This is a genomic window from Pseudomonadota bacterium (assembly GCA_039028935.1).
Lineage (GTDB): Bacteria > Pseudomonadota > Gammaproteobacteria > Steroidobacterales > SZUA-146 > SZUA-146.
Genome location: JBCCHD010000002.1, coordinates 153,530 through 171,135 on the forward strand (window position 1 = coordinate 153,530; position 17,606 = coordinate 171,135).

The 17,606-nt window shown below is 53.4% G+C and carries 13 protein-coding genes; 5 read left to right on the forward strand and 8 right to left on the reverse strand.

Annotated elements, in window-relative coordinates; all coding sequences use genetic code 11:
• Positions 1 to 111 precede the first annotated feature (111 nt).
• The 3 genes from AAF465_01820 (at position 112) to AAF465_01830 (ending at position 4,373) form a co-directional block, all read left to right on the forward strand.
• Positions 112 to 2,715, forward strand: a complete 2,604-nt coding sequence (locus tag AAF465_01820) for an RHS repeat-associated core domain-containing protein (GenBank protein ID MEM7081461.1) — start codon at positions 112 to 114, stop codon at positions 2,713 to 2,715.
• A gap of 3 nt (positions 2,716 to 2,718) precedes the next feature.
• Positions 2,719 to 3,414, forward strand: coding sequence for a hypothetical protein (locus AAF465_01825; protein MEM7081462.1), 696 nt, complete (start codon positions 2,719 to 2,721; stop codon positions 3,412 to 3,414).
• A gap of 497 nt (positions 3,415 to 3,911) precedes the next feature.
• A complete protein-coding gene (locus AAF465_01830; GenBank protein ID MEM7081463.1) occupies positions 3,912 to 4,373 on the forward strand; it encodes a hypothetical protein in 462 nt (153 codons plus the stop codon).
• Between the two features lie 375 nt (positions 4,374 to 4,748).
• Here the strand turns inward: AAF465_01830 and AAF465_01835 are convergent, their stop codons facing one another.
• On the reverse strand, positions 4,749 to 5,216 hold the full coding sequence (locus AAF465_01835) for a nuclear transport factor 2 family protein (GenBank protein MEM7081464.1): 468 nt from the start codon (positions 5,214 to 5,216) through the stop codon (positions 4,749 to 4,751).
• Between the two features lie 288 nt (positions 5,217 to 5,504).
• On the opposite strand from AAF465_01835, the gene AAF465_01840 reads away from it, so the two are divergent.
• Entirely contained in the window at positions 5,505 to 8,735 is a 3,231-nt protein-coding gene (locus AAF465_01840) for an ATP-binding protein (GenBank protein ID MEM7081465.1), read from the forward strand.
• Between the two features lie 50 nt (positions 8,736 to 8,785).
• Here the strand turns inward: AAF465_01840 and AAF465_01845 are convergent, their stop codons facing one another.
• The 6 genes from AAF465_01845 to AAF465_01870 all read right to left on the reverse strand — a co-directional run bounded on the left by AAF465_01845 (position 8,786) and on the right by AAF465_01870 (position 13,793).
• Complete coding sequence (locus tag AAF465_01845; protein MEM7081466.1) at positions 8,786 to 9,235, reverse strand: DUF4149 domain-containing protein; 450 nt, start codon at positions 9,233 to 9,235, stop codon at positions 8,786 to 8,788.
• A gap of 44 nt (positions 9,236 to 9,279) precedes the next feature.
• Complete coding sequence (locus AAF465_01850) at positions 9,280 to 10,482, reverse strand: AraC family transcriptional regulator (GenBank protein MEM7081467.1); 1,203 nt, start codon at positions 10,480 to 10,482, stop codon at positions 9,280 to 9,282.
• Between the two features lie 30 nt (positions 10,483 to 10,512).
• Positions 10,513 to 11,187 carry a hypothetical protein gene (locus AAF465_01855; GenBank protein ID MEM7081468.1) on the reverse strand — a complete coding sequence of 225 codons (675 nt, stop codon included), beginning with the start codon at positions 11,185 to 11,187 and terminating at the stop codon, positions 10,513 to 10,515.
• Between the two features lie 85 nt (positions 11,188 to 11,272).
• Positions 11,273 to 12,376: a ferrochelatase gene (hemH, locus tag AAF465_01860; protein ID MEM7081469.1), complete on the reverse strand. Its 1,104-nt coding sequence runs from the start codon at positions 12,374 to 12,376 to the stop codon at positions 11,273 to 11,275.
• A gap of 318 nt (positions 12,377 to 12,694) precedes the next feature.
• Positions 12,695 to 13,450 carry an RES family NAD+ phosphorylase gene (locus tag AAF465_01865; protein MEM7081470.1) on the reverse strand — a complete coding sequence of 252 codons (756 nt, stop codon included), beginning with the start codon at positions 13,448 to 13,450 and terminating at the stop codon, positions 12,695 to 12,697.
• Positions 13,416 to 13,793, reverse strand: a complete 378-nt coding sequence (locus AAF465_01870; GenBank protein ID MEM7081471.1) for an antitoxin Xre-like helix-turn-helix domain-containing protein — start codon at positions 13,791 to 13,793, stop codon at positions 13,416 to 13,418. Before AAF465_01870 ends, AAF465_01865 begins: the two co-directional genes overlap by 35 nt.
• A 511-nt stretch (positions 13,794 to 14,304) precedes the next feature.
• Between AAF465_01870 and AAF465_01875 the strand changes: the two genes are divergently transcribed.
• A complete protein-coding gene (locus AAF465_01875) occupies positions 14,305 to 15,738 on the forward strand; it encodes a deoxyribodipyrimidine photo-lyase (GenBank protein ID MEM7081472.1) in 1,434 nt (477 codons plus the stop codon).
• Between the two features lie 85 nt (positions 15,739 to 15,823).
• Here AAF465_01875 and AAF465_01880 read toward each other — a convergent pair whose 3' ends face one another.
• Positions 15,824 to 17,545: an amino acid carrier protein gene (locus tag AAF465_01880; GenBank protein MEM7081473.1), complete on the reverse strand. Its 1,722-nt coding sequence runs from the start codon at positions 17,543 to 17,545 to the stop codon at positions 15,824 to 15,826.
• Positions 17,546 to 17,606: the final 61 nt, after the last annotated feature.

Here is a 17,606-nt window from a genome sequence, read left to right on the forward strand (position 1 = left end):
CAGCGCTTTTTACGATTTGAGACGTGGTGGGGTGATGTTTCGATGTGCGCTAGGCGAGTGGTTGAGCCCATCGTGAGTCTTCCAGTACTGAATTCGCATGCATTAGTCTGAATGAAAGACGCGAAGGATCAAGAACGCATTTACGAGTACGATGACTTAGGTCGATTGGTAAAACGCACGGATGGCCTGATTCGCGATACAAATGGCACCATTATTGATAGCGGTATCGACAGTGTATTTACTTATTATACCGATAAGACACTGGACAACGGTTTCTCTAGAATGAAGTCGCATCAACAGAATCCTGGTGCGAACGGACCAAAGGTTGAGTATTTTTACGACAGTTTAGGAAGGATTGATCAAACTGACACAACGATCAGTACCTTCAGTGGATTTCCGGTGGCGGGGACTTTCATTGTCGAACAGGACTACGACTCCGTGGGCCAGCTGAACACGATCACATACCCAGACTCGACGCACTCGGCGACACCCTTCGGTGTGAAATATGAGTATGAGAATGGCGTAGTCAAACGCGTGTCGAACAAGGACAACATGAACGTTTGGTACTACCAACTTAAATCTCGTGACGTATGGGGCGGTATAGAAAAAACCCAGTATGGTAATGGTGTGACCAACACTCGAACTCGTGATGAGGCCAGTAGTCGAGTGAGTGATATTGAGTCCGAAAACGGGGGCACCAAGTTCAGGGACTATTCCTATGTCTGGGATAAAGTGGGGAATCTGGAGAAGCGGACACGGCATATGACCGGCAGTATGACAGCCGATCTTGTCGAAAATTTTAAGTACGATTCTCGCTATCGTCTGACAGAGGCCAAAGTGGGCACGTGCGCTGGCAATGCGCCGGAGTGCTTGTTGCAACTGGACTACTTCGATAATGGCAATATCAAGAAGAAAACAAATTTAGGGGATACGTATTTGTATGAAACCGCTGGAACTAACGGAGGGCCTCATGCGGTCACCGAGATAAAAGACGGTGGCGATGTTGTGCAAACGTTTGACTATGACGACAATGGCAACATGATCTACCGGGGTAGCCCAACGAATACCATTTCGTGGACCAGCTTTGATAAACCGTCGCAGATTAAGCGCGGGTCAAATGCCGCATCAAATCTGTATTACGACGCAAACTATCAGCGTTATCGACAGGTCGAGACCCTATTTAACGAGAATGCAGAAACGCTCTATATCGGCGGCTTATTCGAGCGCCATACCAGTATATTGCAAGCCAATAGCCTCCCTGTGGTTGGTTATCGGCATTACATCTTTGCTAACGGCGAGCGGATCGCGACGCTCAGTGACATCGAAGCCACGGAGAACACAGACGGAGACAGTATTGTTGATGCGAGCGATAACTGCACATTAGTCGATAACGAGAATCAACGAGACACCAATGGAGATGGATTCGGTAACATCTGCGATCCTGATTTGAATAACGATGGCGCCGTCAACTTTCTGGACACATCAATTTATCTGACCCATCACTTGACCCAATTGGGTGATCCAAATTACAACGAACACGCAGATTTTAATGGTGATGGTGCAATAAACTACGTCGATTTTGCACTCTTTCCGACGTACTTTAGCCTGGGTCACCCTGGACCCGGTCGATCAGCCGAGCTTGGTCGACATGTGCAGTACTTTCATACCGATCATCTTGGGAGCATTGATGCCATAACAGATTCGAATGGCGAACTCGTCGCAGAATTTAATTACGATGCGTTTGGTTTACGTAGAATGGCGGACACATGGGAGTACGACAACGTGTCTCTTCCGGAAGGGCTGGATTGGGAAACGACGACACGGGGGTTTACCGATCACGAACATTTACGTGAACTTAATCTGATTCATATGAACGGCCGTGTTTATGATCCCGTTGTTGGCAGGATGATAAGTGCGGATCCATTTATACCTCATCCTATAGATAGTCAGTCTTTTAATCGCTATTCATATGTTCAGAACAATCCACTTTCGCGGATAGACCCGACTGGATACACAGACTCCAACAATCTGGAAGAAACTTTGACTACTGCAACACCCGATGCACCAGGAGGGATCGAATCTCCCCCAGGATCCCTGGGGCAATTAAGCCAAGGTGGTTCGCGAGGTTCGCGTGGAGGCAACAATAGTTCAGGAGAGCCTGGTACAGATTTCGGTCAGTCTAGTTCAGGTAGCCATGAAGGAAACAGCCAGGAAACACCGGGGCCTGTTGAGGAAATTATAGTGATTGCGAAGCCGAATAAGGGGTTCTCATCAATGAGGCATGCAGCTTACGCCGCAATTGCAGCTATTCTTGGAACAGGCTTATCTGATCGTTTCGAGTTCGCAGCTCTAATATATGAGAAGGACGGTAGTTTTCATATTACAGACTTAATTACTCAGTACGATGATGGGCAAGTGGATATTGCAACACTTCTCAAACAATATTCTGAAGAAACGATTGTAGGGTTCGTTCATAATCACACTGACGATTTGCCTTTATCGGGTCCAGAAAATACCGGTTCATTTAGCTTAAATCTCTCTGTTGGAGTTGATCCGAGCACAGGTGCGAACGAGTCGACCTTTCACGGGACAAGCGCTATTCCCGGTAACCGCGGAGATATATCAGTGGCAAACGACTTAGGGATTTCTGTATTTATGGTCAACGCTACACGAAACGTATTTCAACACCCAGACCCTACGCAAGGAGGAAATTAACAGGTGAGTCGTTTTTTTTTAGCAATAGTTGTATTAATCGTATCGTCATCTCATAGCTCTTCGTTAGCCATTGATGCTGGGAAATATTGGAACGGAATGGAAGTGGATGCAGATCTTATTTTTGAAGCCGAGAAAAACAATATCCTTCATGGAAAGAAGATGATGGCGGCTTCCAAGGTTTTTCGGTCTGCTAAGCATGGATTTGATCAATACGACCTTCTTTTTCATGTTGTCGAAATTTACGAGATAGACGCCTTAAATTTCGCGGTTCTGTTCCGCTTTCCTGTGAAAGAATGCGCTACCTGTGCTTCGAACAAAACTACTGTATATGGATACGAATATTCGTTTGAAAACGATACTATAGTCAAATTATCAAGAGATGAGCTCAGTGCTAGGGACTATCCGGATCGGTTTGGGGGAACCCTATATCAAAACATTCTCTCTGTGGCCAGAGTTCACGCGCGCTTTCTGCCCAGTCTGTCACTAGCCATGAGCGAGATAGATGGGCATTGCGGGCGGCGGTGCGTTGATAATTACGCGGTCACGTGGGAAGTCAATGATGATATTGCGCTTATCAATCTGATAAAGATTAATCCTGATATGACGGAGCTTGATTATGAAAACGCATTCAAGTATCGAATTAGAGTTTCGACCGGGAAAATAATTCCGTCTGGTTTGGGATCGCCAAGCGAACCGTAAGCTGTACATGAGTGTAATACTGCCATTCCGGATTTTTAACTTTATAAATGCAGTTTTGTGGGTTACTTCGAATGTTGTAACTAGAGAAGTCGAAAAGGAAAGCCTTGGCGCCAAGGAAACACGTAATCGTTTATCTAAAAAGAATAGGCAGCATCTGGCAGGAGCGGTTTTGTACAGTATTAGTCTCGTATTTTTTTTCTCGCCTGGTTAAGTGTTATGTTGGCGGTGATATTACAGATATTTTCTAGCCTCAGTTGGATTTAGATCTGTGTAAATATTGTGGAATAGAAGTGGGTCTTATACTTAGCGATGCTATGGTCAGTGAGTTCGAGTTCGATGACGATCGTTATTCGTTTGGCTTTTTCTAAAAGCGCAAACGAATGATGATGTTTTGGATTCGGTGGTTCTGCGCAAATGCAGGTCTCTTGCAATAGGTGATCTATGGAGATGCAGAGTTTCAACTGTGCAGATCGATTCCTGACGGAGTTATAGAATCCATGAAGAGTTGTATAAATGCCCTGGGTGTACCCCTATTTTTCTGGATTGTTCTTACCGGCTGTTCGCCGAATACCCCAACCGGTCCCTTTGTTCAGTCCCGTGCTATGAGTGAGTCTCAAAAGCACCTGGTCGAAGTTATCGATCAGCAAACGCCCGGGGGCAGCGCTAGTGTATCGATCAAGAACCCCAACTTTCTAATTGTTAGTTTGTTTGATATCGAAGGTGTAACCGGTAGTGATATTGAAATCGAGAAAAGACTTTCTAATAAAGTGGTCACTGCAATTGAGAAAGAAATCTGCAGTTCTGACTTATACGATCAGATTGATTCGATAGTGGTCTCATTTGAAAATCGTCAACAAGTGAAGCCAAACGTCAGAAAAAGAATATTATTTGCTACATATAAATACGAATTTAGCAAAAGTAGCCGGTGTGGCAGTAGCTCAGCGCCTGAAAGTGTCTAGGTGTTAATGTTCGTTGCAACAGTATCGTTCTGATTTGATCAGATTACTCTCCGTCGAATCTGGATCGGCATCCTGCGCCAAAGAGGCTAGAGTCGTTACGGCAGCGTGTGGCACCTTTTTCGTGTTAGTTGCTTATGCGCTGGTCGAAGTGAAATGCTGCTCGCGACGTTGAGAGCGGTCGATTGCGAGCGAATGGATGCGCGAAGACAACGAAGAGCGGTCTCATGAACGCTTCGACGACAAACCAGCTGCAATAAACCGCGAACAGCAAATTAACTTAGAAAATCCCAAGTTAGAAATGCATCGCTAATGGGACAGGCTCCGTGTTCACTTAATCACCGTCAGCGTCAGGAAATTTGTTCCTCGCGGTTGGGATTAGAGACCAAGATCGCTCAATGAGGCATGATCATCGGGCCGTCGTCCTAAGTCCCAATGAAACAGCCGATCTTCCTCTTTTATCGCTAGATCATTGATGCTTGCAAAGCGCCGCTTCATGAAACCTTGCTCGTTAAACTCCCAGTTTTCGTTGCCGTAAGACCGAAACCACTGGCCGGACTCGTCGTGGCATTCATAGGCGAACCGTACGGCGATTCGATTATCGCGACAGGCCCACAGTTCCTTGATCAATCGGTAGTCGAGTTCTCGCGCCCATTTTTGGCGCAGAAACGCAACGACTTGATCACGGCCAACCGGGAACTCGCTGCGATTGCGCCAGACGGTGTCAGGTGTGTACACGAGCGAAACTTTTTCAGGGTCTCTTGTATTCCAGGCATCCTCTGCCATGCGGACTTTTTTGGTCGCCGATTCGACATCGAACGGGGGCAGCGGTGGTTTGGTTTGCATGGTGAGGCTCCAGAGTTTCAAGCGGAACTAATTGGTGTTCAGGTTGCGATCGTAAATGGTTGGCGATCGTATTGATAGCGGCGGGGTACTGGTTCGCCAGGGCGTTGGTTGGCCATGATCAGGATCATTTCAGCGATGCAAACACTGATCGCGATGGGTTGATAGGTGGAACAATCGCCTAGTGAAAGGAATTATTTCCCCAACGCTCGACAGTGGGGTTCTTCTGTATTTCATCGTGGATTTGACGTGCTATTCTAGTCTTGTCGCAGGTGTTCAATCGGGGAGGCGATGGGAAACAAATTTGCGCCTCCTATATCAAATGATCACTCTTTGCCCATTGTGGACGGTGTAGACGACCCCGAGCGATGGCGAAAGTGTCTGTTCAATGTTATTTGCATTGCAACAGCGGCCGTACACCTAATTGCACCGTTTCTGTTTCTGGCCATCGCTGGGTACATGGCCAAAGTCTCTGGCATCTTGCTGGCGATCGGTATCACGGTTGGTGTGTTACCGCTGATCAAAACAGTCAGTATCAAAACTCGCAGCTGGATTCTGTTTGCCGTGCTGCTGTGTACCGTTATTTCGGTACTGGTAACCCGCGGATTCGGTCCCTCATTCGGTAGCGGCTACCCACTTGTGCTGGTGGTTGCCGGCTTGTTGCTTGGCCGAGCGGCAATGATTTCAATGGTGGTTATAACCACCGTGGGTTTTTTGGTGGCGGGTTATGCGACCGATATCGGTCTACTGGCAATCAGCACGCCCGATCACGATCCGAGTGTGATGCGCAACTGGCTCAGCGCCACGGTGTTGTTTTCCGCGATTTGCCTGACGTTTGTCATCGTCGTTCGATACGTGACACGCGAAGTGAACAATCGCTACGCGAGCGCCCATCGCGAGCTTGCTCAAGCAAAATTGCTACGAGAAGCGGCGATGCAGGCTCGGACGACGCGTCTTGGCGTAGAACGCGAGCTGAGACGCACACAAATAATTCAGGCCGTCGGGCAACTCTCAGGCGGGCTTGCCCATCTGTTTAACAACGCGCTGACCGTCGTGCGGTCTGCACTAGAAACTGTGCAGGTTGATGCGTCTGTCGAGAATCGGCAGCGTGCGAAAGAGCAGGTTCAGGATGCGTTTGACGGCACGCTAAAAGCCACCAGTGATCTCATGATTTTTAGCCGACGGGACGAACCGGATGCGAGACTGATCAATCTTGCGGATGTGCTACGTGAGTTTTCGAGCACGCATGCTCACGTGGTGCCCAACGATGTCGATCTGCGTTTTCATTCGGTAGAGCAACTCAACGTTTTAATCGATCCCAAATCGTTTCAGCAAATGTTACTCAATCTGGTGCTCAATGCCGCCGAGGCGATCAGTCAGTCGGGTCAGATTCGAATAACGGCAGCGCTCTATCACGACAAAAACGAATCCACCATCACGCGGACCGTCTTGGCGATTGAAGATAACGGCCGCGGCATGAGTCCGGATTCCTTGGCAAGGGCGATCGACCCGTTTTACTCGCGCGACTCTGCTCGCAGTGGTCTGGGTCTCTCTGTTGCGCACGCCATCGCTGAACAAGCGGGCGGGGAATTGCGTTTAGAGAGCGATGAGGAATACGGCACGCGAGCGCTGGTTATTCTACCTTTGGTATCACCTATTGTTTTTGCCGAGGTTGACCCAAACTCGATTTGGCCAACGTCGCATGTTCTTCACCGTCATGAGCTCGGTCCCCATCAGACCTCCGTCACACCTGACATAAATTGGTCGGGTGATACCCCCGACACCCCCCAATGGCAACACGAGGTAGTGGTTAAACTCGCTCGTGTCACCACAGGGGTAGTGGCGACTATTTTGACGGCTGTTGCGCTGTTACTGCCTCAGATGATTCCGGTCTTTTTAATCACAGGCGGCCCAGCGGTGATCTTGACGTCGTTGTCCGGCTGGAAGAAAGACCTGTCGCCTCGCGTGTCGTTTATCCTCCTGATTGTGGCGCTCTCGTGGGTGGGCGTGACGATCGTCTTTGCCACGTCCTACACACTCGTATCCGCCATGATCGCGGTGGCCACCGCGGTGATCTGGGCGGCGTTGCTGGGTAAACGCTGGGACGGTCTCATTGCCCTGATTGGCGTGACCGGTGCGCTGCTGTTAGCCGGCTATTTGCGTTCAGGACCGTTTTACTTACCACCACTGGCGAATGGCGATGTGTCGTTGGCGGCAAACTGGTACCGGTTTGCTCCGCAAGTCGCGTTGTTCGGGTTGATCCTGTCGCGCAGTGTGGTGGGCGTGCTGACACATACGGCCAACAGCGTTTTAGCCGAAAAAGATGCCTTGAAACGGGTCGAATCGATGCGCCTAAGAGAGGCCGAAGAAGGCGCCCGACTTCTGAAAATGGAATCACAACGAAACCGCTCTGAGCGCTCCGAGGTAGCGGGTCAGGCTGCCGGAACGGTTATTCACGATCTACGCAACGCGATACACGCCGTAGTAATGGCGTCTGACCTTCTGTCAGCCGACGATCTTTCCGACGAGCAGATTGCCGACGCCGTGTTAACGCTCGCGGACGCGGTCGATTACGCGGAGGCGCTTGCCACGCAATTTGACGGCGTGGGCCCAGGGGTGGGAAACGATGGTCGCTATCCCATCTATGACTTGTCTGCCAATGTCGATGTGGCCACCACGCTATTGCGGCGTATGCTGCCGGAGTCGATTACGCTCGAAGCGACAATACAACCGGACGTCGCGGTACGTATCGGCAGCATGGCATTGCGTCGACTGCTGTTTAATCTTGTAACTAATGCACGAGATGCCATTGACGATGACGGCACGATTTCCCTGTCGTTAACCAAAAGCGGAAATACGGCTGTACTGAATGTCACCGACACCGGTTGTGGCATTACCGATGCGAAGCGAGATCGAATTTTCGAGCCGTTTTATACAACAAAGAAAGGCGGCATGGGCACAGGGCTTGGTCTTCATTTGGTGGCGGATATTATTAATGACAGCAACGGCACGCTCGACGTTCAGTCGCAGGTTGGTGTGGGAAGCTCATTCACCATTACGTGGCCCGCTGAAAAGGCGTCGGCAAAAACACCGCAACGCCTGAGCCAGGTCAGCACCGTGAAGTCGACCGGCACAGTTCTGCTCGCCGAGGATGAGATTAACGTGCGTGCCGTGATGGCACAGGCCATACGCAACTGTGGATACGATGTCACCGAAGCCGCTGATGGCGACGAAGGAAAACAGCTCGCCATTGAAAACACCGACTTTGTTGCGGCGTGTATTGATGGGGTCATGCCGGGTGCACCGTCTTCAGAAATTATCGACGAATTCCTCAAACACCATCCAGGTCGGCCAGTGCTGCTGTGCTCGGGCTATATGTCGTCAGACCTGGCGAATCGCGACCTCGTACGTCCTGGCGTGACCTATGTCGCTAAACCGTTTAGTCCTTCTCGCCTCGTTGAGGCGCTCGCTAGTGCGATTCACAGTACTCAGGGAATGCCGAAGCAAACGCAGGACGCTTGATGGCGTCGGCGCCTGATGGACGGAGCGAGCCCCAATGCCGATCTAACCTTCTAAGGCAAAGTGGTGGTGGCACCAAATGCACCTAATGCGATCAGCGCAATTAACAAAGCGATCAGGGTCAGCGCGACGCTGTAAGTGTGAAGTCGGTGAAAACGCGCCGCCCCGTCGCTACCTAAATCCCGGGCGGCGTTAATTGCTGGTACGAGCTTCAAGGCAACCGATTGTGCGATGGCGATGCCAACGCCGGCAACAATGAGCAATACCGTAGATCGTCCGGCGCCGTCGAGCACCATTAACAGAATTGCGAACACGCTGATCGTAAGACCGGAGGCAATACCGAATCGGAACAGGCGCGGGAACAGGGCGCGCAAAAAGTCACGGGCACCCTCTGCGCCGAGCGTCTTGAACACGGCTGGCGCAACGATGGCCGATTGGAAAACAATTGCACCGGCTAGAAGTCCGGTGGTAATGGCAATCACGATGAGGCTGATGGTTGTCATAGATCGTATGGGTTCACAAACTCGATGGCGTATTGGACTATTTTTTAGCCGGTCGAATCAACTCTTTTGCGATACTGACTCGGCGTACACAGCATCGCTGCCCGAAACACTCGATTGAAACTCGCTTTGGAGCCGAAGCCGGACTGGAAGGCAACGTCGAGCAGCGGCCGATCGACATCAGCGAGCAGTTGACGCGCGGTGTCGATTCGCAGGGTGTTGACGAATTCTGAAAAGTTCTGCTGAAGCCCTTCGTTCAGTGCACGGGAAGCGTAGGAGCGATTAAGTCCCGTGCGTTGTGCAAGCTCAGCGAGCGAAAAATCACTCTCCAAGAACCACCTTTCCGATTCCACCCGTTCTTTCAGTTGTCGTCCGATGGCTGGCCAGTCTTGCGACCGGTTGGGGTGCTCCTTGCGTTCTTGGCGTGCTTGCTCATCGACTTCGTCCGTCAGCGGCATCTTGGGAAAAGGCGTGCGACTGCGTGCGAGTGTCTCAAGAAGGATTAGCAATACGGCGAGCAGCGATGCGATGATGAGCCAGTAACGACCGCGGTAATTGTAGCTGTCGCTCAACTCCATGATAGTGATGCCGATCCACAGCACGCCCACAGCGCCCCACATCCAAATGAAGAGTCGTAGCCAAAGCGGGCGATAGTTGTCGTCGTCGGCGCGCGTGGTCGGAAGCCACGCTGAGTAAGACTGGTAGAGTCGATGAATGGCCACCGCACAGCCTAACGACAACGTAATTGATAGCACGCGGACAAAGGGCTCAACGTACGGCTGATGGAAACGATCGGTGTAGGCCCACTTGGCCTGATAGCCGTCAATCAGCGTGAAGGCGCCAAACTGGTACGCCAGGTGCAAGGCGACAGGCAGCAAAAGCCAACGACGCCAGCCTGGGGGCTGGTCGACGAAGCTGCTGTAGACATAGAGGTAGAGTAGCGGTGCGAAACTCAACGAGGCGTCGACTGGCAAAAACGTGAGGTTTGGCCAAATATCGTAGGCGCCGGCAAAACCGATGAAGAACGGAATGCACGACGACAGCGTGGCGAGCATCAAGGCCACCAGCCAGCGCACGGCGCGGCGGTCGGCCGCGCCCACCCAAAGCAGTAAGGCGCTGGCGATAATGGGAAAGAGTACACCGCCCATGAGTGTGCTACGCCAGCCGAAGCTCAGTTGCTCAACCATCGTCATCGCACTCGGTTGTGCGTCGCCGGCTTGGGCGCCAAGCCACCCGCAGAGATCGAACATCGATCAATACCTGAAAGAACGACCGCATGTTTATGACGAAGCAGACTGAATCACAAAATCAAACTGGTGATCTGTTCGATACAGCCCTTCGTTGTCAGCGGTGACCGAGAAGTGGCGCCAACCTTGCTGAGCGCTGTGCATGATTAGGGTATCCAGATCACCGCGATACCGCACCGTAAGGCGTGCGCGATCGGGATGAACGTCCACAAGCGGTACGGATTCGGCGTCCACCGATTGTTGCGTCATGGTTTCCACGACAAGCTGAAGTTGTTCCCAAAAGGCCTGGCGGGCATCGCTATGCGGGAGCTCAATCCCCTGAAACGCGCCGAGCGTGTGCGATGCTTCTGTGTCGGCGTAGGCGGGCGAGAAGGTTCGCGCTTCAATGAGGTTGATACGCTGATTACCCGGGTCGTAAAAGCTGATTTGATTAAACTGGTCGTCGCCAAGATCCGCGCGCTCAAATTCAATTTCAAGATCCGATAGCGCAGGCACGATACGGACGAGGTTCGGCACCACGTAGGTGAGCGTGGGGGAAGCAAAGTCAGCGCCATGAAGGCCGGCAAAAAAACGCCCGTCGCCCATCACACCGTACGGATGTGGCACCGACTCATTCACCGGATATTCCTCAAAACCAAGATCGGAAAAGCGGCCCATGTCGCGCAAAATATCGGTGGTGCATAGACTGAGCTCAAGCAGTGGCGTCATGTCGCGGATCAACTCGAGTTAAAAGAGTGCGGGTAGCGCGCACCGGCGAGCGTAGGTCATGACCAAGAACTCGCAATCCATGTCACTACACCGGCGAGTCGAGCGCTTTGGCGCGGCGATTCGATGCCTCACGTTCCGTTTCGCTGTTGAGCGCGTCTATATTCGACGCCCAGGGCTCGAGGTTCTCAAGGATGAGATGGGTGAGGAAATCCAAATGCGCATCGGCGTCATTCAGACACGGAATGTAACGCAGCTCATCGCCCCCGTGTTCCTTGAAAAGGTCGCCATACTCCACCACCATTTCTTCGAGTGTTTCCAGGCAGTCGGCGGAGAAGCCTGGACACAGCGAATCGATTTTTTGAAGCCCTTCTTTGGCCCATTGTTCAACGGTATCGCCGGTGTACGGACGCAGCCATTCCTCACGACCCAAGCGCGATTGAAATGCGACAGCCCATTGGGTGTCATCAAGCTGCAGTTCGGCCGCCAGCAAACGTGCGGTTTTGTGGCACTGACAATGATACGGATCGCCGTTGGTGAGATAGCGCTTTGGAATGCCGTGAAACGACAGCAGCAGGCGTTCGCCTTGGCCGTGCTCGGCCCAGTAGTCTCGCACCGAGCGAGCCAACGCCTGAATGTAGCCCGGATGATCGTGATACTGATTGATCATGCGCAACTCCGGGATCCAGCGTTTGTGGGTGAACACCGCCGCTACCGCATCAAACGTAGAGGCACTGGTGACCGCGGAGTATTGAGGATAGAGCGGCAGCACAAGTAGCTGCCGCACGTTTTGTTGATTGAGGCGCGCCAACGCGTCGGGCACCGACGGGTTGCCGTAGCGCATGGCCAGATCGACGGCGACATGATCACCAAAGCGGCGCTGCAGGCGTTCGGCCACACCGCGCATCTGGTCTTTGGATATTCGGATAAGCGGCGAGCCCTCCTTCTCCCACACCGTTTGGTAGGCGGCCGCACTGCGGCGGGGGCGGATACGCAAGATCACACCATGCAAAATAATGCGCCAGAGCAAGCGTGGCACCTCCACCACGCGTGGGTCCATCAGAAATTCGGCGAGGTAGCGTCGCACCGACGCGGTGGTGGCTTCGTCCGGACTGCCGAGATTGGCTAGCAGCACACCAATTCGCGTGTGCTGTCCGTGTCGAAAGTCGGGCTCACCGGAATACTTTGGCATGAGAGCGTGGCCGTGGTGGTAACGGGTCAGGTGCGCCAAGTCTACCAACAAACCGTCGCTTGGGCGTGATTTGAAGCGACTGCAATGATCGAATCATTCTGCGCTGTGCGAGACTCAGTGAGAGGCGCTCGCGACAGGTTGCGTGAGTGTAAGAAGCGCGAGCGGGTGGGGTGTTCGCAACGGATGGTCGTCAGGTGAACTCACGCGCACGGCGATTACGTGTGCGATGAGGGCCGAACGCAGCGATGGCCCATTCGCCAAGAGATCGTTCTGCGCCTCAACGTCTGGCGACAACCACGCCCCAACCCTCCGCGATGCTCAGGCGGATAGTGTCGGCATGGCATCAAACCGCGCGCGATCGAAGATGCAGTGGTCGTCAGGGCCGGTGGCTAGCGCGCGCGAAAAATGCGCCTCGAGAGGGCTGAGATAGAAATACCATGTTTGGCGATCAATGGGTTGAGTGCCTTGAAACGCGGCAGGCGATAGCAATGCGTAGTTTACCCCAGCGTTGGGCGCTCGAACCGACGCATAGGCGATGAGCTCAACGCGCGCCTCACGCGCCACATCCCCGAGTGCTTGGGTGTCTTGATAGTGTGTGAGACTCATCCATTTTTCGCGATCGCGATTCAGCGGCGGTTGTCGAAGATCAATATGCCGAGCCGTGTCAAACGCGATGGTGAACGCGGTGAGCTGGGCGCGCGGGCGGGGCAACATGTCGGACTCGGTGCCGTTGAAAAAGCGAATACGATAAAACGCGGTTTCAGCCAGTGCGGTGGGCAGGGCTTTGGACGCGTAAAAAACCCCGTCACGACTGCCCGCACGCCGAAAGCGCGACCCATAGCGATTGACCGGCAAATAGCGAAAGGGTGTTTTTAATAAGTAATCAAAGTGCGCCACCGCTTGGGGGTATTGTGGTTTTGACTGCTCGAGTATGTCTTCGAGCAGCATCTGCTCGTGCTGCGTGTCGACGAGTTTGCGTGTCGCGTGTGTGTGCTGATGTTCCACCACTCGCCAGGCCTTGCCAGCGAGCGGTGCAACGTCAGACTCGAGCGCGGAAGGCGTCCACGTAGGCAACGCAGTCGACCAATCCGGTGATGTGATGGATGAGCTGGTCAGGTTGACCGTCCAGGTCGTGATTGTGATGGGTGAGCCAGCCGCGCATGGCGGCCTCATCGCCGGCCATGATCGCGTCAAGACCGCGATAAAGTCGCACGAGCAGTGTGGCTAACTCCCACTCTTTGCTGTCGGTGCCCAGCAAAAACTGACCGCCGGCCATGCGCGTGACCGAGGCTGGGCTAATGCCGAGCACCCGTGCGAGCGCGGTTTTGCTCAAACCCATGAGCTGCTGGGCATTCAGCACGGCTTTGGTGAGCACCACCCGGTAGTCGTGACTCGATAGTTGCGGTGATTTGTCCATGGCTGTACTTTACCACAAGAAAGAAAATTAATAAAAATTTCATGAGAAAAAGAGAAATTGCGCAACCATGCCAAGAGACCTTCATCCTTTGACGGCCGCGTATTCTTGCAATTGATTGTTTAGATGGGAGTTTACAAAGCCTAACATTCCATTTATGGGCCGTTGTGATGCACTGCGATACATTAACGGTGCTTCAGCCGGCTCTTCGATTTCTTGGTGGATTGTGGGCCGCGCCGGACTGACCAGTAGCCTGACGGTTGGTCAGACGGCTTGCTGAACGCCCTCTAAGAGCCGGCGAAGGTTGTCTGGTTTTAGGCGATTGCAAAAAAATAAAACGAATAGTGACCAACGGGTAAAGCGGAGTATCGCTTTGCCCGTTTTGCTTTTGCGATGACGTTCGCGCTATCACCACTGATTCACTCCCTTGGCGTACACTTCGCTTCGACGCGCTAAACACCAGCCCGCCGAATTCTCCAGTCGCTTTTATGCGACGCGAACACAGTGATACGCCATGCCCACTACGCTCATTTGGTATCGACAAGATCTGCGGCTTTGTGACCATCGTCCACTCACCCGTGCGTTAGAGGCAGGGCATGAGGTGGTGTGCTGCTACGTGTATGACCAACACACGCCGGGTAGGCATCGAATCGGAGGCGCAAGCCGCTGGTGGCTACATCACGCTTTAGTGGATCTTGATGCACAGCTTCGTCAGCGCGGCGGGCGTCTCATTTTACGAGCGGGTCGTTATGCCGACGTCCTGCCGACACTGGTTAAAGAAAGCGACGCGAGTGCGCTGTACTTTAGTCGTCACTATGAGCCGTTTATGGCCGACGTGGAAACGCAGCTCCATGCGGACTTGACTGCGGATGGTATTACCGTGCGTCGTTTTGCAGGCAACATACTGTTTGACCCCAATCAGTTGCGTACCAAAGGCGGTACCCCGTTTAAAGTGTTCACCCCGTTTTGGCGTAATTGTCTTGCGCAAACACCACCGTCTCCGCCGTTGGCCGCGCCGGAGACGATTCGGTTTGCGTCGTCGCAACCCACCAGCGATTCAGTCGACGACTGGGCGCTACTACCGACTCAACCCAATTGGGCAGGCGAAATGCAGGCCACATGGACGCCGACCGAAGAGGCCGCACACCAGTCGCTTGAGCAGTTTCTCGAAAACGATGTTGAGCGCTACAACGACGCGCGTAATTTACCCTCGAAAAAAGGTACATCACGGCTGTCGCCGTATTTGCACTATGGCCAGATCAGTCCGGCGCAGGTGTGGCATGCCACCACCACGCATGTCGCGCACCGGCGCGGGCCGAGCAAAGGGGCCGACACCTACCTGTCGGAAATCGGCTGGCGCGAGTTTTCGTATCACCTGTTGACGCAATTTCCCGAGCTGCCTACCAAACCGTTTCGGGAAAACTTCGAGCGTTTTCCGTGGAAGAAAAACGCCAAACGGCTGCGGGCGTGGCAAACCGGTCAAACCGGGTTTCCGATTGTCGATGCGGGTATGCGCGAACTCTGGGCCACCGGTTGGATGCACAATCGCGTGCGTATGATCGTAGGATCGTTTTTGGTCAAAGATTTGCTCATACCGTGGCAGCAAGGCGCCGCGTGGTTCTGGGACACACTTGTCGATGCGGATCTGGCGGCGAATTCTGCGAGCTGGCAGTGGGTGGCTGGCTGCGGAGCCGATGCCGCACCGTATTTTCGAATTTTTAACCCCATCTTGCAGGGCGAGAAGTTCGACAAAGATGGCGACTACGTGCGCCGCTGGGTGCCGGAGCTCGCCGACTTGCCGAACAAATGGCTACACAATCCCGCCGAAGCGCCAGCGAATGTGTTGGCAAGTGCGAACGTGACGCTAGGTAAAACCTATCCCAAACCACTCATCGATCGAAAGGCTGCGCGTCAAATAGCGCTCGATGCGTTCGCGCAAATCAAGTGACGCAAACCGACGCGATCACCTAAAAGAACGCCCCCACGCGCACCGTTTCCTGTGCTCGTGCGGGCGTTTTTTATCGGGGTGTTGGCTAAGCCTTACCGTCGATGATGTCATCAATGCTCGGAGCCGGCGTACCTTTACCCGGTTCGGCCTGCCCCGCTTTCACGCGTTTGAAATAGTTGTGATACGCCCGCATCGCCTGGCGGCCAAAGATGAGCATGATCGGAATGTTGGCAAGCACCGCCACCCCTGTGCCGAAGCTCGTGAGGTTATCAAGTGCCCGATCAGTTTCGATCAGTCCGAGAGTGGCCACCACAATAAGCAGGCAGAAAACGAACTTATAGGCGAGCACGGATTTTTCACCCAGCAAGTACACAATGCACTGCTCGCCGTAGTAGCTCCACGAAATCATGGTCGAGATCGCGAACATCAGCGAGGCAATAGTCACCAGCCATTTGCCCAGTCCATTGGCGGCCGAATCGAATGCCCGCGCGGTGAGCGTCGCGCCACCGAGTGACGCATAGACCTCGGCCTTTTCGAGGCTCGGCGTGGTACGCGATTCGATCGTACTCCAATCGATGTACTTCTCACCGTTCTTGTCCACAACCTGACCAAATAGCTGATGCAGGTTGTTGCCGCGCCGCTCGTCTTCGTCACCGGCCACAATCATGAACACCGATTGCCCCACCTGCCAGTCACTGGATTGCGAGACTGGAGCCGGCGTGTCATCAATCGAAAACTGACTCGCGCCAACGGGCACAATCGCAGGCGCGGTGTCGTAGACGCCTTCTGCGCCACGATTCCAAACACCAGTGCTGAGGATGATCAGGGCGGTAAAGGTACAGACGACGATGGTGTCGATAAACGGTTCGAGTCCCGCCACCAGCCCTTCGCGTACCGGCTCATCGGTTTTGGCTGCGGAGTGAATGACCGGCGAACTCCCCTGACCCGCTTCATTGGAAAAGATGGCGCGTTTCATACCAAACAGTAGCGCTGAGGCCATGGTGCCACCCACAAACGCGCCGGTGGCTTCAGTGGGATTAAACGCGGAATAGAAGATCAGTCGAAACACATCCGGAATTGCTCCGGCGTTTTTAATGAGCACAAACGTGCCGGCCAGCAGGTAAAGCGCGACCATGATTGGCACAAGAAACCCTGCCACTTTCCCGATGCGGCTGATGCCGCCAATAATCACCAGACCCACCAAGGTGGCCATGACCACGCCTGTGATCCAACCTGGGATTCCAAAATACGTTTCGTTGAGCTCGGCGACATTCCACGCTTGAAACATGTTGCCGCCGGTGATGGTGGAGATGAGCAGCATGATGCAGAACACGCCGCCGATCAGCGAACCCAACCAGGCGAGATTGGGGTAGGCGCGCTTAATCCCTTTCGAGGCCACCCACATCGGGCCGCCGTGCGGGTTTTCGGGATCGTCAGTGTTGCGATAGAGCATCGACTGCGTCACTTCGGTGAGTTTGATCGCCATGCCCAAAAAACCGATCACCCACATCCAAAACACGGCACCTGGACCGCCAAGGCTGATGGCCAAGGCGACGCCACCGATGTTGCCAAGGCCTACGGTGGCCGAGAGGGCCCCCGACAGCGCCTGGAAGTGGTTGATCGCGCCCGGATCGTTGGGGTCGTCGTAGGCCCCGCGAATCACCTTGGTACCGTGGGTCAGCGCCCGAAACTGACCAAAAAAGGACCAAACAGTGAACAGCACGCCCACGCCCACCATGAGGTAGAGCATATTGTTGTGCCAAAGATAGGAGTTCGCTGTTTCCAGGAACGAATTGAATGCTTCCATTGTGGCCCTTTCGATTGAGGTGTCAGCAAGGTTTTGATTTTGCACACATCATGCGGGTTTG